A 19378-nucleotide genomic window follows, 5' to 3' on the forward strand; every position below is an offset into this window, starting at 1 on the left:
CCCAAATGCTGTGAACGTCAACACGCGAACCATCGAAGTTTCGCCGGGCACAGCAGCCGAACAAGATCTAGTTCTTGACGGCGGAGAGACTTGCGAATCTTTGTCCTAACCTTACGACGGAAGGCTACTCCTTTATGGGTACTTCAGGGTTAACACTCCAATTTGAAATCATTGCCTTGGTAGCGCTCTGCGTTGTCTTGCTGCTCGATTTGCTCTATGTGGTCAAGCGACCGCACGAACCATCGATGAAGGAAGCCGGACTTTTTGTTGGCTTCTACATCGCACTTGCAATAATCTTCGGTGGAATTGTCTGGTGGCAGGCAGGTTCCCAGCTTGGTCAGGAATTCTACGCCGGCTGGATTACCGAATACTCGTTGTCGATTGACAACCTCTTTGTCTTTATTATCATCATGACCCGCTTTGCTGTGCCACGTAAGTACCAGCAAGAGGTGCTGATGTTCGGCATTATCATCGCGCTGGTGCTACGTGCAATCTTCATTATTGCCGGTGCAGCGATGATCGAACACTTCTCTTGGGTGTTCTACATCTTCGGTGCGTTCTTGCTCTGGACCGCTTGGCACCAGCTGAAGGATGACGACGACGAAGATAAAGACAGTGATAGCGGGATCGTCAAGAAGCTGACCAGCAAGATGCCATTTGCCAAGGAATACGACGGCAACAAGCTACGTACCGTAGTGGATGGCAAGAAGCTTTTCACCCCGATGGTGATGGTTTTCATTACTATCGGCATGACCGACCTGCTGTTCGCAGTGGACTCGATCCCGGCGATCTTTGGTCTGACCAACTCGGCGTTTATTGTCTTCACCGCGAATATCTTCGCGTTGATGGGTCTGCGTCAGCTGTACTTCTTGCTCGGCGGGTTGATGAACCGTTTGGTCTTCCTGAAGCACGCACTGAGCTTCATCTTGGCGTTCATTGGCGTCAAACTGGTTCTTCACGCACTGCACACTAACGAGCTACCATTCGTCAATGGTGGTGAAGGCTTTGCATGGGCTCCAGTGATCCCAACCAACGTCTCGCTGATTGTTATTCTGGCGACCATCGTGATCGCTACGGTCTTGTCGCTGTGGACCCCACTGGGTCGCAACGCGGCAGCGAAGGCCGAAGCAGCAGAGGCTGAAAAGGCAGCTGCTAAGGCTTCAATCGAAGGCGAGCAGGAGTCGGGTAAGTAACCGAAACCAAGCTACAAAGAATACCCGCCGCAGCTGCTTACCCAAGCAGCTGCGGCGGGTATTTTTCTGTGTTAAATAAGTCTGGAGCGTGACTCGCCGATGCGGCTGAATCACGCTCCAGACTGCTGTAAGCGGGTACTAGTTCGTCGGGGTGAGGATGATGCGCAGCGGTGCGAGCAGTGCTTCTTCCTCGGCTGGCAGGCCGAAGGTCTCGGCCAGCATCACGATGAACGCCCCACCCATGGTTGGGTGCAACATGTGGTGGTTGGTGTAGACCAACGGGATCTCATCTTCGTCCTCGTCGGGGTCCACCTCGTAGGCTTCGGTGTCGATTGGACGTGCCAGCACCAAGTGATCGCCATTTTCTACGAACAGTAGCTCATAGCGGTAACCATCTTCGTAGAGCAGAATGCTGTTTGGCTTGTCCGAAGGACCGAAGTATTCGGGGTTTTCGGCAACGAATGGCAGTTCGGAAACTTCTTGCCAATTGACCGCCAGGTTCACGAAGTCGGTGAGTCGCTCGGCAAAGTCCTCGGCGGTGAGCTGGTACTCAGGGTCGAAGGTGTATACCGGTTCAAAATCGGCGTCCGAATCGTCTAACGCTGGGGTGGTGACAAAGAATGCCTCGCCATGGAGCACGAGTGCGAAGTCGATGTCAGATTCTACAAATTTGTAGACCAGTCCATCTTCATCGGCGCGGTCTAAAGCAATGTTGTATGGCACGTGGGCGGCTGCGATGACGCCGTCCAACTCTTCGACCTTCGAGACCAGATCGGCTGGAACATCGACACCATTAATACTGTTTCCCATAGTGTTCCTTTCGATCTTTATGACGGGCAAGATGCCCTTATGCGAAACCTAGCACGGTGGTAGTGGCAATGTGTGACAAGCCACTCCGTGCGCTTGGTCTGACGCGAAGCAAGAACGGAGAGGTTGCCCTCTCGGCCCTTGCTTGTGTGCCAGTCTAACCATGTGCTGGCACCTGCGATAGCCACTAGCCGGCGTTGGCAGCCGCCTCAGGGTCTTCACCGTTGGTCATTGCCAGTAGGCGGCGGAAGATTGCAGGTCCATCGTCGCCGATTCCATCGTGGTGGAAATCCTCGGTGACCCAGGCTCGTAGCCCTTTGACTTGGGAAGCGGTGCGTAAGGAAAGCTCGCGGTCCACATAAACGTCGTCGTGATAAACCGCAGCCGCCACCGGAACGGTATTCTGCGAAAGGACATCCAGATCGTAGAGCGGCCCGAAATGTTCGTGCTCAGCTAAAATTCTTGCCACCTCCTCGAACGGGCGCAGTGCCGGATCGTCGGTGAAATGCCAGCGATAGATCATTTCACCGGTTAGGAGTGGCGTTTCCGTTTGTTCTGCGAAATCCGGATTTTCTTCCATGACGGACTGGGCTGCCCAATTAGTAGCTGCGCCTTGGGCATAGATGGTCTCATGCATCAGCGCGTACAGCGGATTCGTGGCGAAAGAGGCCTGAGCGTAGAGGGTCGCCAAGAAGGTATCGGAAAGACGTTCCCCGCCGGGTGTCTGTACGAAGGCTTCTTCAAAGACATGGTGCAGCAGGTGCACTCGGGTGTTGCCGCCTAAGAACATTCCCAGCATCTGTACCAAGGGCACGGTGACCTTGCGGCCGTCGGGCAGCAACTCGTCGTCGTTGTGCCGTAGGTGATCGTAAATCTTGTGCAGCGTATCAAAATCCTGAGGATACCAGGAGAAATACTCACGGTTACGTTCGGCCATGCGCTGGTACGTAGCGCGGTAGACAGTGCGCGCATCACCGTCCAATGAAGCCAGACCTCCGGTGACTAAACAACGCTCCAAGGAGTTAGGGAACATGGATAGATAAGTCAGCGTGCAGAAGCCACCATAGCTCTGACCCAAGGTGCTCCACTTGGTGATAGTCAAGTGTTCGCGCAGTGCCTCGGCATCACGAACGATTGAGTCCGCGCGGAAGTGTGACAAGTAGCGGGCCTGAGCTGCTGCGTCGCCGCGCAGGCCCAAAGACTGGCGATTAGCCGGGGTGGAGAGGCCGGTACCACGCTGATCTAGTAGTAGTACGCGGAAGTGTTTGGTAGCTTCGGCTAACCAGCCCGATAAGGAACCAGGGCGTGGAGACTTACCGCCGGGGCCGCCTTGCAGAAACAGTAACCAAGGCCTTGACTTATCGGTGCTTATTTCGCGGGCGAAGACGGTGATTTTCTCACCGTTTGGCTCGTGATGATCTAGGGGGACTTCAATACGGTGTTCGGTGACATCCATGCCGCGGTAGTGAATCATCGAGCCATCTCCTGTAGTGCGTCGCCGTCTAGTCGGCGGGTGCTCCAGCCGTCCATGGTGGACGAACCGATCGAATCATAGAATCCAATGGCTGGAGCGTTCCAGTCAAGAACGGCCCATTCCAATCGACGGTAGCCGCGTTCTACGCAAATTTGTGCCAGTGTCTTCAACAGCGCGGTTCCGGTGCCCTCACCGCGTTCACTTTCGCGAACGTAGAGGTCTTCCAGATGAATACCGTGACGCCCTTCCCACGTGGAGTACGTCAGGAACCACATGGCGATACCGACTAGTCGGCCTGACTCGTCCTCGGCGACGTGCGTGAAGAGCTTCGGATCTGCGCCGAAAAGGTGCTTTTCCAGCTCTTCGACGGTGTTCTTGACCGCGTCAGGTTCCTTCTCATAGACCGCTAGTTCGTGGATTAATTCCAGGATCTGGGGGCAGTCTGCAAGGCGCGCTTCTCTGATTGTGCTCATGTGTTTAAGCTTACCGCCGTCATGTAGCTATATCGTCGGTGACCAGTCCTAAGGTTGAATTCATGATGGGTGGACACCACGCCATGAGCGGCGCGGCCGCCTGGCTTGCAATAACAACTCCGGTAACGGTCGGTTCGGTGAATCTGGGATTTGGCGTACTCCATATGGAGCGGTGGGAAACCTTGGCTGGCGCGATTGTTTGCGCCGGGGCGGCGTTACTTCCTGACGCGGATCATCACAAGGCAACAATTGCGCGGTCCTTGCCACCAATTTCAAATATCGTGACCCGAGTGATCAGTAAGGCTGCTGGCGGACACCGTAACGGTACCCACTCAATCTTGGGGATCTTATTCTTTATATTTATTGCCTGGTTGGCTGATTCTTGGTCAATGGACGTGGACCAACTTGGGGTGGTCTATCCAGGGGCGGCGCTCTTCGCGATTTTGCTGATTTCCTTCGCGGTCAAGAGCGTAAAGTTCATGCCTCCGCTTTTGTGTTGGGTGATTGCGTTGGCTGCTGGCGCGTTTGTTGGAATGAACGCACCGGATGAGAGAGCGTGGTTTCCGCTGGCGGTCACCGTGGGGGTGATCGTTCACATTGTGGGGGATATGCTCACCATTGGCGGTTGTAACCTGTTGTGGCCGATCAAGATTGGCGCGCCTCGCTGGTTTCGCAAACTCCCGGTGGTCGGTGACTGCTGGAAAGCGAACGGACGGGTCGCATTGCCGGTCCTGGCCGAGACGGGGTCGAAGGCTGAATGGATACTTGCCAGCCTCATGACTTCCTATGTTGCGATCGCAATTATTCTGACCTAGCGAGCACAGTCGTATTCGGTGATGCTCACTCCCGAATCGAAAGTTCGAGTTCGGGCGTGAACGAACTCAACAGGCTGATAACTGCGCGAGCCGAACAAAGGAATCCCTGATCCAAAAACCAAGGGGTTGCGTTTGAGAACTAGTCGGTCGATTTCCGGCAAGAGTTCACCGGCCAGCTCTCCGCCGCCACATAAATAGATGTCCAAACCTGTTTCGTGCTTCAACTCGCGGATTTTGGCGAGCGGATCGTGGGTCAGTTCCACATGATCTGGCACGCTTCGCGCATTTTTGGACGCCACTATTTGGTGTAGGTGTGCGTAGGGAGAGTCGAGTCCGCCGTTAGATTCCGGGTTGTAGGTATTCCACCCCATGATGACTGAATCAAATTTCGTCCTTGGCGCAGTGAGCCCTAAAGCTTTCTGGACGTGGGAAGGAACTGCGTCACCGTATTCTCTGAGTACCACTTCCATGTGGTCCCCTTCGATGGGGAAAGCTGAAGGATCGCCATTAGGCGCGGCGATATATCCATCGAGGCTTACCGCCACGTAGTAGACGAGCTTGCGTGGCATTTTAGACTCCGCCCAGTAGTGAATAAATTCCACGACAAAGCCTAGGGCAGGAAGTCCTCCGTGGCTAGAGAATTGGAAGAAACCCTCAACTGCCACAGACAGATCCGCGAGTCCCAAGCCTTCTGGGTCTCTAATGAGAACGGTGCTGGCGGTTGTTTTTCTTCGCAACAGTATCTTGGCGTATTTGAAGCCGCGAAACACTTTTCCGCGTGGGAACAACAAATGAGACAAGCAGACTATTGAAAGCGGGGCAGTCGAAACTTTGCTTAGACAAAGTGCGAGCACTGTAATGAGCGAAGGAATACCCAAGAAGAGTGAAAGCTCCCGTATGCCGCAACGGAATCTGGGAACCGATGACTTTGAGGAACTGTGATAAGAACCGTGCAAGTCTAGGTTTTTGTCTTCTGCGGTAGTCCTACACCCGGACGTACCACTCCAAGAGCGAAGTGGTACGAATCCGGGTTTAAGGTTGGTTGCCGGCCACCTTCGGAGCCCAGCTCACATAGAGTAATCCGGTACCAACGAGTACCAGTCCCAGCTGCAGGAGTGTGGGAAATAAGCCTTCAGCGGTGAAGAGCACTGCGTAGTTATTGATCAGGGCGAGCCATGCGATAAACATGACGAGGCTGCCGAGCATGCGCAGTCGAATGCGATCCATGGCCACGACCTTACCGTTGCACAGTCACGAAAGTAGCCCATATTAAGTGAATATTTCGTGAACTATGAATGGCTAATCCATGCGCCCCACAGCGGTCACCGTAACGACTGGATGACCTGCTTCGTCAGAGTCGTCTTGGGAGATGGTTGCGTTGATGCCCCAGTCGTGATTTTCGTCCGGATCGGCGAAAATCTGACGTACTTCCCAGATTCGATTTGGTTTCTCATTGATCACGAAGAGGTTCGAACCGCGACCGTTAGGTCCGTCATCAATATCTTCATGTTCTTCGAAATAGCTATCCAAGGCTTCGGCCCAGGCGTCTGCATCAAAACCGTTGTGTCCATCTAATTCCCCCAGGGCCTGATCCTGCTCGTCGGCGAAAAGCTTCACTCGACGGAACATTTCATTGCGAACCATTACCTTGAAGGCACGGACGTTAGTGGTGAGCTTATCCGGAGCTGGGGGAGTGATCTGGGTTTCCTCGTGCAGCTCGCCGCGCGAGAGCTCTTCCCACTCGTCCAAAAGTGAGGAGTCGATCTGGCGGATCAATTCGCCAAGCCACTCAATAAGGTCTTCTAGATCTTCGCGTAGCGAATCCTGTGGCACGCTCTGGCGTAGCGCCTTGTAGGAGTCGGTGAGGTAGCGCAATAGCACGCCTTCGGAGCGAGCAAGCTGGTAGTACTGGACGAAGTCAGAGAAGCCCATGGCTCGCTCATACATGTCTCGCACCACTGATTTGGGCTGTAGTTCGAAGTCAGCCAGCCAGGGGGCACCGGAACGGTACTGTTCAAAGGCAGCTTCGAGTTTTTCGGCCAATGGCTGCGGGTAGGTAACTTCTTCCAACGCAGCCATACGCGCGTCGTAGTCCATCCCGTCGGCCTTCATTACGGCGATAGCCTCACCACGGGCTTTCTTCTCCTGGCCAGAAAGTACTTGGCGAGGCTTCTCCAAGGTTGCCTCGATGACCGAAACTACATCTAGGGCGTAGCTTGGCGAATCAGGGGAGAAGAGCTCCAGCGCAGCTAGTGCGAAAGGCGACAGTGGCTGGTTCAGTGCGAAGTTCTGCTGCAGGTGCACCGTTAGCTCATAGAAGTTGCCGTGTTCATCGGGTTCATTGCGGCGAACCACCACACCGGTGGCGATCAGCTCACGCAGAATGCCTAAGGCACGCAACTTCAGCTTGCGCTGCGAGGCAGGAGTTTCATGATTCTCGGTGAGGATACGTTTGGCTGCTTCGAAGGAGTTGCCTTCACGTTCCAGCAGGTTGAGCAACATCGAGTGGGAGACCTGGAAGGAAGACTTCAGCGTTTCGGGCTCCGCATGCACAATCTTGTCATAGGTCTTCTCGCCCCAGGTGACAAAGTTCTGTGGTGGCTTCTTCTTGGGGATCTGCTTAAGTTTGGAGGAGCCTTCGCCATGCTTCTTCAAAGCCTTTTCCATAGCCTTGTGGTTTTCAATCGCGTGTTCCGGTGCCTGAACCATCACGGTACCCGCGGTGTCAAAACCTGCGCGTCCGGCACGGCCGGCAATCTGGTGGAATTCGCGGGCGTTGAGGATGCGGGTGCGTGTGCCGTCAAATTTGGAAAGGGCTGTCATCAGCACCGTGCGAATTGGCACGTTGATGCCAACTCCCAAGGTATCGGTACCGCAAATGACCTTGAGCAGTCCTGCCTGAGCCAACTGCTCTACCAACCGGCGGTATTTAGGTAGCATGCCTGCATGGTGCACACCGATGCCGTGGCGTACTAGACGGTTGAGCGTCTTTCCGAATCCGGCGGCGAAACGGAAACCTGCCACCAGTTCGGCGATGCGGTCCTTTTCCTCACGGGTACAGACATTGATGCTCATTAGCCCGGTGGCGCGATCAATCGCATCCAACTGCGAGAAGTGCACGATATAGATCGGGACCTGCTGGGTTTTGATTAGTTCCTCGACGGTTTCTTGAACCGGTTCCATCGAGTAATAAAAATGAAGTGGGATAGGACGCTCGGAGTGGGCAACGGTGACAGTGGTCTTTCCGGTGCGCTCTTCAAGTTCTTTTTCGAAGCGTGAGACATCACCCAAGGTGGCGCTCATCAGTAGGAATTGCGACTGTGGGAGTTCAATAAGTGGTAGTTGCCAGGCCCAGCCACGTTGCGGGTCTGCGTAGAAGTGGAACTCATCCATGATGACCATGCCTGCGTCGGCGCGTGAGCCTTCACGTAAAGCGATGTTCGCTAGGATTTCTGCGGTACAACAGATGATCGGAGCATCGGCGTTCACCGAGGAATCACCGGTGACCATGCCAACGTTCTCGGCGCCGAAGATCTTACATAGGTCGAAGAACTTCTCCGAGACTAATGCCTTGATCGGTGCGGTATAGAAGCTGATTTCGTCGCGTGCCATTGCGTAGAAGTGTGCGGCAATGGCTACTAAGGACTTACCCGAGCCAGTAGGCGTCGCCAGAATGACGTTGCTTCCGGCGGCTAAGGCCATAGAGGCCTCGTCCTGGGCTGGGTACAAATCAATGCCACGGGTGGTTACCCAGCGGCCAAATGACTCGTAAATCTCGTCGTCGGAAACATTCTTGGCATCTGCAGGCAGGTAATCGGTGAGCAACATGATGTTCTAAGCCTATCTCGTTGAGAAGTATGACCGGGCGCTAGTGCGGAAAGTAGTGTGGGGCTAGGCTGACAAGCATGAAGTGGGATCCGAGCATATATACAGAATTCGCCGATTACCGGGGGCGTCCCTACGAAGATTTACTGGGGCAGTTAGACGACATCACACCCCGCGGGGTTGTGGATCTCGGCTGTGGCCCGGGAAATAAGACAAGCCTGTTGGCTCAACGGTGGCCTGCTGCACAAGTGACAGGACTAGATTCCTCGCCGGAAATGATCGCCAAGGCTCAAGACACGGTAAGACTGCCGAATCTAGACTTTGAACTGGTTGATGCGCGCCAGTGGCACCCGGATGACAAAGTTGATCTGCTCTTTTCAAATGCGATGTTGCAGTGGCTTCCCGAACACCGTGAACTGTTAAAGACTTGGTTGCACGATCTGAAAACCGGTGGGTACATAGCTATCCAGATACCGGGGAACTTCGGCTCGGACTCACACACGGTGATGCGGCAGGTGGCAGACTCGGACAAATTGGCAGATAGGCTTTCCGGGGTGCTTCGCCATGATGACGCGGTAAGCGAACCGGAGGTCTATCAGAAACTGTTGCTTGAGGCGGGATTTCAAGCGAACGTCTGGGAGACGTCCTATCATCAGGTGATGGTGGGGGAGGAACCAATTCTGGACTGGGTGCGTGGCACGGCATTGTTGCCAGTCAAAGCAGCCCTCACCGAAGAGGATTACCTAGACTTCGAAGCCGACTATTCACGCGAGGTTTCTACGCACTATCTATCTTTTACAGGGCCGGACGGATCGAAGCTAACAAATTTCCCGTTCCGAAGAATCTTCATGATTGGCCGCAAACTCAGTTGAAAGTATCCAGACGAAGAAAACGTCTGAGCTTACAAGTCAGGGATCCCCGGATGAGAACATCCGAGGATCCCTGACTTCATGCAGAAGTAACTCTACGTTGGCGTTTGGCAGCGATTACCAGCCGCGCTGACGCCACTCGTCCAAGTGAGGGCGTTCGTTGCCTACGGTGGTGGAGCCACCATGTCCGGGAAGAACGTGGGTCTCATCCGGGAATTTTTCGAATATACGTTCGGATACATCGTTGATCAGCGACTCGAATCGTTCGGGATCCTTCCACGTATTACCTACACCACCGGGAAAAAGACTGTCTCCGCTGAAGATGACTTGTACTCCGGAAGAGTCGCGCAGTGCATAGGCGATAGACCCTGGAGTATGGCCACGCAGATGAATGGCTTCTAAATGCACATCCCCAACTATGATCTGATCTCCATGGTTCAAACCGTCGGAAATCTGCACCCCTGACTCCTTGCCAATACCAGCAACGTCATCACTGCCCGCATAGGTGGGAACCTTGTACGTTGCAACGGCTTCGGACAGGGCCCGTACGTGGTCCCAATGCTCGTGGGTCGTGGCAATGCCTATTACCTGAGGTGCCGGACCATCGGAAGCTGCACTGTCAATAAGTTCTTGAATCGCCGGCATATTATCGGCCGCATCGATGATCAATTGTTTTCCACTAGCGCGTTCGGTCACCAAGTAAACATTGTTATGCATTTCGGAAACGCTCACCGAACGAATCGTGACGTCGTTTAAGAGAAGTTCGCTCATACGCTTTAGCCTACGTGGGGCAGGCGCAGGAACGCGATAGGCTCTGGTGGTCACTCAAATGCATTGCACTGAATGGAGCACCCATGGCTGTCCTCGATTTTATCCGTATCGACCCCACGTCGGGTGTGGCGCCTTACCAGCAGGTTCGCGAACAAATTTTAGCTAGTATTGCGCGCAGTGATTTGGCTCCGGGGACGAAGCTACCCTCGGTCCGAGCGCTCGCCGGTGACCTCGATCTGGCGGTGAACACTGTCGCGAAGGTTTACAAGGAACTTGAAGCACAAGGTGCTGTGGTGACTCGTGGACGCCATGGAACGATCGTGCAAGCAACGGATGATCGAGGCGATCAGGAAGTCAGCGACGCGGCCGCCGATCTGGCTAGGGTCTCCCAAACCTGGTCAGTCGATGAAGAAACGGCCGTCAAGTATTTGCGGGCAGCCTTCAGCTCCCTACCACGCTAGACCCACCGACGCCCTGGCTTGGGTCGCTCGTCGATTGACCCGAATTGCATCCGGCGAAAGAATCCTCAGATGTCCTTTCAGCCCCAAGTCAAGAGGTTGGCAGTCCTTCGTCGCTTTAGGGAGAGACAGCCTGACATAGAATCTGACCGCTTTGATGGCCTGGGCGTGGTCCGTGGTCTAGATGTGCATTGCGGAAGTTTTGGCTGAACGTTAGAAACCTTTCAGAAGCAATTCCGACTTCGCCCAGAGCTGTGACGCGATGCGCGGATTATGCATCTGGGGATTAACCTTTGTAGCTATTCTGCGGGTCTCGTAATAAGCGCCCGGAAGGAATGAATCATTAGAGGTTCCTTCAGCAAGCCAAATCAGCTGGTCTGCACCTTTTTCCGTCGTCACGGTAAAAAGACGTTTGAGCGGTCCGTGATAGACGCGCCGCATGAAGTGCGTGGTGTCACTGGCAAAGTTACTTGCGACGATTCCAGGGTGGAAAGCAACCGCAGTAACGCCATGTGTTCCGAACCGGTGCTGTAATTCTTGAGTAAAGAGGATATTGGCGAGTTTCGCATTGCCGTAGGCCTTCTGCGGAGCAAAATCGGCCGCATTTTGCAGGTCGTCGAGGTCCAACCGTCCGAAAATACGAGCAGCCACACTGGCTGTTTGAATAACGGTGGCGCCACCTGCGATGAGTGCTGGCATGAGCAAACGAGTTAGCAGAAAGGGTGCGAGGTGGTTAACCTGGAATGTCTTTTCATGCTCGTCCACGGTAATGACGCGTGGCCCCATGATACCGCCGGCATTGTTCGCAAGTACGTTGATTTCAGGATACGACTCTAGGAGCGTGCTCGCGAGCTGCTGCACCTGAGCTAGTTCGGCGAAATCCGCAATATGAAAGGGAATGTCGAGCTCTGCGGCCAGATCCTTAGTTTTGTGCAGCGAGCGTCCAACGATGACGACGCGATGTCCACGTGCAACTAGCTTGCGCGCGGCAGCTGCTCCGATGCCGTCGCTACCGCCGGTGATGATAATTGTTTTTCTCAAGTTGAACTCGTTCCTAGATGTCATCGCACGTCCGAAGAGAGCTATCGTGTTCGTAACTTGCTGCAACGGGTGGATGTGGTCATCAGGTAGATCTGAATGCGTACTTTTACGCTCGTAGTAGTACGACTCCGCATTTGCGGGGCAACCCGCTTAAATTCATCCTAATGGAAATGCGGAACCACGGAATGGGTCATTTCCTACGGATTCCACCGCGGGGAATAGCCAGGCATGCATCGTGAACCGGGCTTTCGCACTCGCCACAATATTTGAACTGGCTGGGTCTTACCTGGACGAAACTGCGGGGCTCGACCAGCCGAGCCACGGCGCTTGCTTGAAGCCCTAAATGCCAGTGGACCAGTAAGTCTACGGCCCGAGAAATCGATCGAATATCGCCCTTCGCGAACGTGTCACTGATTTGTGCCACATGCCACGTTTATTCGAAGTAGTTTTCGATTAGTATTACCTCGTGGCTATTACTGCAGAAAGCAAAAAACTCGATTTGTCCCGTCTGATCGTCAAGGGTGCGCGTGAGCACAACCTGAAGAACGTAGATGTGGATCTCCCGCGTGATGCGATGATCGTCTTTACCGGGTTGTCCGGTTCAGGTAAATCATCTCTAGCCTTCGACACGATTTTCGCCGAAGGACAGCGACGCTACGTGGAGTCCCTCTCGGCATATGCGCGCATGTTCCTTGGGCAGGTCGACAAACCGGACGTAGATTTCATTGAAGGTCTTTCCCCGGCAGTGTCGATCGACCAGAAATCCACGAACCGCAATCCACGCTCCACCGTTGGCACCATTACCGAGGTGTACGACTACATGCGTTTGCTCTGGGCCCGTGTAGGACACCCGCACTGCCCCGAATGTGGCGAGCCAATTTCTAAGCAGTCGCCCCAACAAATTGTTGACCAGCTGCTGGAAATGCCAGAGAAGACACGCTTCCAGGTGCTCGCACCCGTGGTTCGTGCGCGCAAGGGAGAGTTCGTTGATCTGTTCGCTGAGCTTTCTTCCAAGGGCTTTGCCCGCGCACGGGTAGATGGCAAAACTATTCAGCTTTCAGACCCACCGAAGCTGGGCAAGCAGATCAAGCACACCATCGAGGTGGTCGTTGATCGCCTAGCAATCAACGACACGGTGCAACAGCGGCTGACCGACTCGGTAGAAACCGCATTGAACCTTGCCGAAGGCCGGGTACTGGTGGACTTTGTTGATCTTGACGAAGATGATCCGAAGCGGGTACGTGCATTCTCCGAGAACCTCGCGTGCCCAAACGAGCACCCCTTGGCCATCGATGAGATTGAGCCGCGCACTTTCTCCTTTAACAACCCTTTCGGCGCATGCTCCGCTTGTAGCGGCATCGGCACCAAGCTTGAGGTTGATGAGCACCTGATCATCCCGGATCCAGAGCTTCCACTGACCGAGGGAGCCATTGCCCCATGGTCCCTAGGTAAAGCGACTACCGAGTACTGGAACCGTCTGATTGAAGGCCTGGGCAAGGAGCTTGGGTTCACCATGGACACCGCCTGGCAGGATCTTCCGCCAGCCGCGCGTCAGGCAATCTTGCACGGCAAGGACCATAAGGTGGTCGTGCAGTACAAGAATCGCTTCGGCCGCGAACGTAAGTACTCCACCGGGTTTGAAGGTGTCATCTCCTATGTTCACCGCAAGCATCAGGAGACCGAGTCGGACCATGCCCGTGACCGCTACGAGCAGTACATGCGTCAGATCCACTGCCCGACTTGTGGTGGAGCGCGACTAAACCCGGCGTCCCTCTCGGTGCTGATCGGTGGAAAATCCATTGCCGCGGTGGCAGCAATGGACCTGCGTTCGGCCGCAGAATTCTTGACCAGTCTGGAACTGAGCGAGCGCGAGGCGCAGATCGCCAACCAGGTGTTGAAAGAAATTGGCGCCCGCATGAAGTTCTTGCTGGACGTGGGGTTGGAATACTTGACCCTTGAGCGTGCAGCTGGCACCTTGTCAGGTGGTGAAGCTCAGCGTATTCGTCTGGCCACACAAATTGGTTCCGGTCTGGTGGGCGTGCTCTACGTTTTGGACGAGCCATCCATTGGATTGCACCAGCGCGATAATCGCCGGTTGATTGAAACTTTGTTGCACCTGCGTTCGCTGGGCAACACGCTGATCGTGGTTGAACACGATGAGGACACCATCGCCGAGGCCGACTGGATCGTGGATATTGGTCCTGGCGCAGGTGAACACGGTGGCGAAGTTGTGCACTCTGGCTCGCTAGAAGATCTGAAGAAAAACACTCGCTCTTTGACCGGCGACTACCTCTCGGGACGTAAGCAGATTGAGCTGCCGGCCAAGCGCCGAAAGATCGATAAAAAGCGTGTACTGAAACTGGTGGGTGCGAAAGAAAACAACCTACAAGATGTCACGGTGGACTTCCCGCTGGGTGTACTCACCGCGATTACCGGTGTCTCCGGCTCAGGTAAGTCGACTCTAGTTAATGACATCTTGTACAAGGTGCTGGCCAATAAGCTCAATGGTGCCAAGCAGGTTCCCGGCCGCCACACCCGCGTGGTAGGCCTAGACCAGCTGGACAAAGTTGTGCACGTAGACCAGTCGCCGATTGGCCGAACACCACGCTCAAACCCGGCCACGTATACCGGTGTGTTTGATAACATTCGCAAACTTTTCGCAGAAACGAACGAAGCAAAACTGCGCGGCTATCAGCCAGGTCGGTTCTCCTTTAACGTCAAAGGTGGTCGTTGCGAGTCCTGCTCGGGTGACGGCACGCTGAAGATCGAAATGAACTTCCTTCCTGACGTGTATGTGCCGTGCGAGGTCTGCCATGGAGCGCGCTACAACCGCGAAACCTTGCAGGTGCTCTACAAGGGCAAGAACATTTCAGATGTGCTGAACATGCCGATCTCTGAGGGTGCCGAATTCTTCGCTGCCTTCACACCTATCGCGCGTCACCTGCGGACGCTTGTTGATGTGGGACTGGGATATGTGCGTTTGGGTCAGCCAGCCACTACGTTATCTGGCGGTGAGGCGCAGCGTGTGAAGCTTGCCGCAGAACTGCAGAAGCGCTCAAATGGTCGCTCCATTTACGTGTTGGACGAGCCGACCACCGGGTTGCACTTCGAGGACATTCGCAAGCTGCTTAAGGTCCTGCAGGGTTTGGTCGACAAGGGAAATACCGTGTTAACCATTGAGCACAATCTTGATGTCATCAAGTCTGCTGACTGGGTGATCGATTTGGGTCCTGAAGGCGGTTCGGGCGGTGGCACCATTCTTGCGACCGGTAGCCCGGAACAGGTGGCGAAGGTGGCTGCTTCACACACTGGAAAGTTCCTTTCCGAGGTTCTCTAGTTCAACGATTCACTACTGAAGCGGACCCACTGAATATGCGATTTCAGTTATGGATTGTTTACGTGAGTCCGCTTCATGGGAAGATGTCTAGGTGAATATGTCGGTAACAAGTGTGCTCTTTGATCTGGACGGGACTCTCGTGGACCCGGCAGGTTCCATAACATCCGGAATTCGTCATGCCCTCGTGGCCAATGGCGTCACCGATCCGGGGGAGGAAGCTGTCGAAGCGTTAGTGGGTCCACCCCTGCAAATCGGTCTGCGCACCCTTGATGGTGTCCACGATGGGAATATCGAGGAGATCATTGCGGATTACCGGGCACGTTATGCCGAGGTAGGTATGGCGGCCTCTCGGGTCTACCCCGGGATTCGTGAACTTTTGACGACCTTGCGTGAAGCCGGGATCTACGTCGCGGTGACTACCGCCAAGCCAGAACCTATCGCGCGAGAACTGATTAGCAAGCAGAACCTTGATTCGTCCTTAGATGCGATCTTCGGAAATGCATCAGAGCACGGGACGATGGGGTCAAGCAAAACTCATATTGTTCAGGCCGCACTCACCGCAGGTAAGCTAGACCCGGCGAGTTGCGTTGTCGTGGGTGATCGACACTATGACCTCGATGCGGCACGTGAAAATTCGGTGTCGTCGATCGGCGTGGCCTGGGGATTCGCGCTTGAAAACGAACTGGACGTTGCCGACCACCTGGTAGCTACCGTGCAAGAACTTGCGCAGTTACTGCTTGGTGAACAAGGCGCAGCGCAGTTAGCAAGAACAACGATGCAGGAGGGACAGAAGTAATGAGTCTTTACACTATGACCCGTTCCTCCATCCGCGGAATGCTCCACACCTTGTGCCGCCCCGAAATCACCGGCCTACACAATGTGCCCAAAGACGGCGGATTTATTGTCGCCTCAAACCACTTGTCATTCCTAGACTCGATTATCGTTCAGGCGCTTACCCCACGAGATGTCGCGTTTTTTGCGAAGGCGGAGTATTTCACCACTCCGGGCATTAAAGGCAAAGCCATGAAGACCTTCTTCGAGTCTGTCGGTTCTATCCCGGTACAACGTGGTGAGCAGGCAGCTTCCGTGGCCGCCTTGGACTCGTTAGTAGAGATCATTGAAAGCGGAAGCGGAATCGGTATTTATCCTGAAGGTACGCGTTCCCGTGACGGGAAGCTGTACCGCGGGCGTACCGGTGTGGGGTGGTTGGCACTGACCACCGGTGTTCCTGTGATCCCGGTGGGACTCATTGGCACCGAGAAACTTCAGCCTGCCGGTGCGAAGGGGATTCGTCCCACCAAATTTTCCATTCATTACGGTGAACCGTTGTACTTCGAGCAGCTGGGACGTAAACACCCATTGCCGGAGCGTCGTCGTGCAACCGACAGGATTGTTGACGCAATTGCCGAACTAAGCGGACAGGAACGCGTCGACTCGTACAACCAGTTGCCACCGGACGCGAAGTAGTTATGGCAGATCCAGCCAGTTACCGTCCCAAATCATCTGACATCCCCACTAAGCCTGGCGTCTATCGCTTCCGCGATGAACACGGGCGGGTCATTTACGTCGGCAAAGCCCGCGTGTTACGCAACCGGTTGGCTTCCTATTTCGTAAACCCACAGCGACTCACGGCTAAAACACGTGCGATGGTATTCACCGCGACGAGTGTGGAATGGACCACCGTAGGCTCGGAGCTTGAAGCACTGCAGCTGGAATACACCTGGATCAAGGAATACACCCCACGCTTTAATATCGTCTTCCGGGACGACAAAACCTACCCGTATCTTGCCATCACGATGGATGAAAAGTTCCCTCGGGCCCTGGTGATGCGAGGGGACAAACGTAAAGGCGTCAAATACTTTGGCCCGTTCTACCCGGCCAAAGCAATCCGTGAAACACTCGACACTCTTCTACGTGTATTCCCGGTGCGCACCTGCGCTCCTGGGGTTTTCAAGCGCGCCGAAGCCTCGGGGCGCCCTTGCCTGTTGGGCTATATCGACAAGTGCTCCGCACCCTGTGTAGGCCGTATCAGTCCCGAGGAACACCGGGACCTAGCCGATGACCTTTGCACCTTTATGGGTGGCGAAGCCGGGAAATTCACCCGCCAACTCACCAGTCAGATGCAAGAGGCAGTAGGCAAGCTCGAATACGAAAAGGCCGCGCGCTACCGTGATGACATTGCTGCGTTGAATAAGGTCTTCGAACGTAATGCTGTAGTTCTTGCCGAGAATACCGAGGCTGATGTCTTCGGTATCCATGCAGATGAACTCGAAGCAGCCGTGCAGGTCTTCCACGTACGAGATGGCCGAATTCGTTCACAACGCGGCTGGGTCGTGGAAAAGGTTGCGGATCTGACCGACGCCGAATTTGTGGAGCAGTTGCTGACTCAGGTTTATGCCGATCATGCGGACCGGATCCCACGCGAGGTACTGGTCCCGACCTTGCCTGACGATATTGAAGATGTAACGACCTGGCTGACCGAACTGCGTGGATCCAATGTTTCGCTGCGGGTGGCCCAGCGTGGTGACAAGGCAGCGCTGGCTTCGACCGTGGTTGAAAACGCCGAACAAGCATTACGTTTGCATAAGTCCAGACGAGCCGGAGATATTTCGACGCGTTCGGCCGCAATGCAAGAACTCCAGGAAGCCTTGGGCGCGGAAACTGCGCTATTACGTATCGAATGTTACGACGCTTCGCATACGCAGGGAACTAACGTTGTCGCCTCGATGGTGGTCTTTGAAGACGGGCTGCCGAAGAAGAGCGAGTATCGAAAGTTTTCGATCACCGGTGATGCTGCGCGTGATGATACTGCCAGCATGTATGACGTCATTTACCGTCGTTTTAATAGGTACCTGAAAGAAAAACTAGATCCGGAAACGTTTAGTACCGGCGAAGTTGAGGCTGGAACGACCGAGAAGAAGAAATTCGCTTACCCACCGTCTTTAGTGATTGTTGACGGTGGTCCGCCACAGGTTGCAGCCGCTCAGAAAGCCTTAGATGACCTGGGCATTGATGATATTCCGGTGGTCGGCCTAGCGAAACGTCTCGAAGAGCTATGGTTACCAGAAGATCCGTTCCCGGTGATCTTGCCTCGTGCTTCAGCAGCGCTATATCTAGTACAGCGACTGCGCGATGAAGCGCACCGTTTCGCCATTACATTCCACCGGGCGAAGCGTTCTAAATCGATGATCTCCTCGGATCTGGACGCTATTAACGGTTTGGGCAAGTCCAAACAGGAAGCGTTGCGTAAACATTTCGGGTCAATGAAAAAGATCCGAACTGCGACGCTGGAACAACTTATGGAAGTCCCTGGAGTCGGAGAAAAACTTGCGACTTCCATCAAGGAATCCTTAGAAGATACTTCACGTGCCGGTGTGAACATGACTACCGGTGAAATTGTCGACTAGCCTTGAGTTATGACCACCGAGTATGAAGCTGTAAAACCTCCGGAATCCGAGCTCGTGATCGTCACGGGCATGTCTGGCGCGGGACGAACCACTGTTGCCCATGCGCTGGAAGACCTTGGCTGGTATGTGGTGGAGAACCTGCCACCATCGATGCTGGGGATGCTCACCGAGCTGATGAGCCGTTCGCGCGGAACCATTGCACGACTTGCAGTGGTCATGGACGTTCGCTCTAAGGCCTTGTTCCCAGAGATTCGTGAATCTTTGGCCTTGCTGACCAGTGGCGGGGTGAAATACCGCATGGTGTATCTGGATGCCAGCGACGAAGTTCTGGTTCGACGATTCGAACAGGGCCGTCGCCCGCACCCGTTGCAAGAAGACGGACGTATCCTCGACGGCATTCAACGTGAGCGCGACGTTACCGGACCGCTACGTGAAGCTGCCGAACTGATCTTGGACTCGACCTCGATGTCGGTCCATGATCTTGCGCGTTCGGCCACCGAGTTGTTCGCCGAGTCCGGGCCAATCATTCTGCGTATTAACGTGATGAGCTTTGGGTTCAAATATGGTCTTCCTACCGACGCCAACTACGTGGCAGACGTGCGTTTCATTCCCAACCCACACTGGGTTCCTGAACTACGCCCGCAGACCGGCAAAGACAAAGAAGTCTCAAATTACGTCTTAAGTCAGCCGGGAACCAATGAATTTATCACTAATTACTTGAAGGCACTTGAACCCGTATTTGAGGGGTACCGCCGCGAAAACAAGCACTATGCCACCATCGCTGTGGGTTGCACCGGCGGTAAGCACCGTTCGGTCGCGACTACTATCGAATTGGGGCGTCGTTTGGCGCAGCTGCCAAACGTGCGCGTGAATATCACGCACCGTGATCTAGGCCGGGAGTAGTTTTC

General features: G+C 54.6%; 17 protein-coding genes. 9 read left to right on the top strand and 8 right to left on the bottom strand.

Annotated features, from left to right (window positions below; genetic code table 11):
• Positions 1–134: 134 nt before the first annotated feature.
• A complete protein-coding gene (locus CQ011_RS00710) occupies positions 135–1193 on the top strand; it encodes a TerC/Alx family metal homeostasis membrane protein (protein ID WP_105673719.1) in 1059 nt (352 codons plus the stop codon).
• Positions 1194–1331: 138 nt separating this feature from the next.
• Here CQ011_RS00710 and CQ011_RS00715 read toward each other — a convergent pair whose 3' ends face one another.
• The 3 genes from CQ011_RS00715 to CQ011_RS00725 all read right to left on the bottom strand — a co-directional run bounded on the left by CQ011_RS00715 (position 1332) and on the right by CQ011_RS00725 (position 3947).
• Positions 1332–2003 carry a hypothetical protein gene (locus CQ011_RS00715; protein WP_105673721.1) on the bottom strand — a complete coding sequence of 224 codons (672 nt, stop codon included), beginning with the start codon at positions 2001–2003 and terminating at the stop codon, positions 1332–1334.
• Positions 2004–2187: 184 nt separating this feature from the next.
• Positions 2188–3474 carry an alpha/beta fold hydrolase gene (locus CQ011_RS00720; protein WP_105673723.1) on the bottom strand — a complete coding sequence of 429 codons (1287 nt, stop codon included), beginning with the start codon at positions 3472–3474 and terminating at the stop codon, positions 2188–2190.
• Positions 3471–3947 (bottom strand): GNAT family N-acetyltransferase, encoded by a 477-nt coding sequence (locus tag CQ011_RS00725; RefSeq protein WP_105673726.1) that lies wholly within the window; start codon positions 3945–3947, stop codon positions 3471–3473. Before CQ011_RS00725 ends, CQ011_RS00720 begins: the two co-directional genes overlap by 4 nt.
• Positions 3948–4009: 62 nt before the next feature.
• Between CQ011_RS00725 and CQ011_RS00730 the strand changes: the two genes are divergently transcribed.
• A complete protein-coding gene (locus tag CQ011_RS00730; protein ID WP_105673728.1) occupies positions 4010–4762 on the top strand; it encodes a metal-dependent hydrolase in 753 nt (250 codons plus the stop codon).
• On the opposite strand, the gene CQ011_RS00735 is transcribed toward CQ011_RS00730, so the two are convergent.
• The 3 genes from CQ011_RS00735 to CQ011_RS00745 form a co-directional block, all read right to left on the bottom strand.
• On the bottom strand, positions 4759–5331 hold the full coding sequence (locus tag CQ011_RS00735) for a dihydrofolate reductase family protein (RefSeq protein ID WP_105674944.1): 573 nt from the start codon (positions 5329–5331) through the stop codon (positions 4759–4761). The genes CQ011_RS00730 and CQ011_RS00735 overlap by 4 nt on opposite strands.
• Before the next feature lie 463 nt (positions 5332–5794).
• Positions 5795–5989, bottom strand: coding sequence for a hypothetical protein (locus CQ011_RS00740; protein ID WP_105673730.1), 195 nt, complete (start codon positions 5987–5989; stop codon positions 5795–5797).
• Positions 5990–6061: 72 nt separating this feature from the next.
• Positions 6062–8590: a DEAD/DEAH box helicase gene (locus CQ011_RS00745; protein WP_105673733.1), complete on the bottom strand. Its 2529-nt coding sequence runs from the start codon at positions 8588–8590 to the stop codon at positions 6062–6064.
• Positions 8591–8667: 77 nt separating this feature from the next.
• On the opposite strand from CQ011_RS00745, the gene CQ011_RS00750 reads away from it, so the two are divergent.
• The gene (locus CQ011_RS00750) at positions 8668–9459 is read left to right on the top strand and encodes a methyltransferase domain-containing protein (RefSeq protein ID WP_105673735.1); all 792 of its coding nucleotides are present in this window, start codon (positions 8668–8670) and stop codon (positions 9457–9459) included.
• Positions 9460–9573: 114 nt separating this feature from the next.
• Here CQ011_RS00750 and CQ011_RS00755 read toward each other — a convergent pair whose 3' ends face one another.
• A complete protein-coding gene (locus CQ011_RS00755; RefSeq protein WP_105673737.1) occupies positions 9574–10227 on the bottom strand; it encodes an MBL fold metallo-hydrolase in 654 nt (217 codons plus the stop codon).
• A gap of 83 nt (positions 10228–10310) precedes the next feature.
• Here CQ011_RS00755 and CQ011_RS00760 point away from each other — a divergent pair, with 83 nt between their 5' ends.
• Positions 10311–10688, top strand: a complete 378-nt coding sequence (locus CQ011_RS00760; protein ID WP_105673739.1) for a GntR family transcriptional regulator — start codon at positions 10311–10313, stop codon at positions 10686–10688.
• A 210-nt stretch (positions 10689–10898) separates the two neighbouring features.
• Here the strand turns inward: CQ011_RS00760 and CQ011_RS00765 are convergent, their stop codons facing one another.
• Complete coding sequence (locus tag CQ011_RS00765; RefSeq protein WP_286161033.1) at positions 10899–11726, bottom strand: SDR family NAD(P)-dependent oxidoreductase; 828 nt, start codon at positions 11724–11726, stop codon at positions 10899–10901.
• A gap of 466 nt (positions 11727–12192) precedes the next feature.
• Here CQ011_RS00765 and uvrA point away from each other — a divergent pair, with 466 nt between their 5' ends.
• The 5 genes from uvrA to rapZ all read left to right on the top strand — a co-directional run bounded on the left by uvrA (position 12193) and on the right by rapZ (position 19373).
• Positions 12193–15063, top strand: a complete 2871-nt coding sequence (uvrA, locus tag CQ011_RS00770) for an excinuclease ABC subunit UvrA (RefSeq protein ID WP_105673743.1) — start codon at positions 12193–12195, stop codon at positions 15061–15063.
• Positions 15064–15160: 97 nt separating this feature from the next.
• On the top strand, positions 15161–15859 hold the full coding sequence (locus CQ011_RS00775; RefSeq protein ID WP_286161034.1) for an HAD hydrolase-like protein: 699 nt from the start codon (positions 15161–15163) through the stop codon (positions 15857–15859).
• Positions 15859–16530, top strand: a complete 672-nt coding sequence (locus CQ011_RS00780) for a lysophospholipid acyltransferase family protein (protein ID WP_105673745.1) — start codon at positions 15859–15861, stop codon at positions 16528–16530. The genes CQ011_RS00775 and CQ011_RS00780 overlap by 1 nt, the downstream gene beginning before the upstream one ends.
• A gap of 2 nt (positions 16531–16532) precedes the next feature.
• Positions 16533–18470, top strand: coding sequence for an excinuclease ABC subunit UvrC (gene uvrC / locus CQ011_RS00785; RefSeq protein ID WP_105673747.1), 1938 nt, complete (start codon positions 16533–16535; stop codon positions 18468–18470).
• 9 nt (positions 18471–18479) lie between these two features.
• On the top strand, positions 18480–19373 hold the full coding sequence (rapZ, locus tag CQ011_RS00790) for an RNase adapter RapZ (RefSeq protein ID WP_105673749.1): 894 nt from the start codon (positions 18480–18482) through the stop codon (positions 19371–19373).
• Positions 19374–19378 lie beyond the last annotated feature (5 nt).

The organism is Arthrobacter sp. MYb213, assembly GCF_002979915.1.
In the GTDB taxonomy this organism is placed as follows: Bacteria; Actinomycetota; Actinomycetes; order Actinomycetales; family Micrococcaceae; genus Glutamicibacter.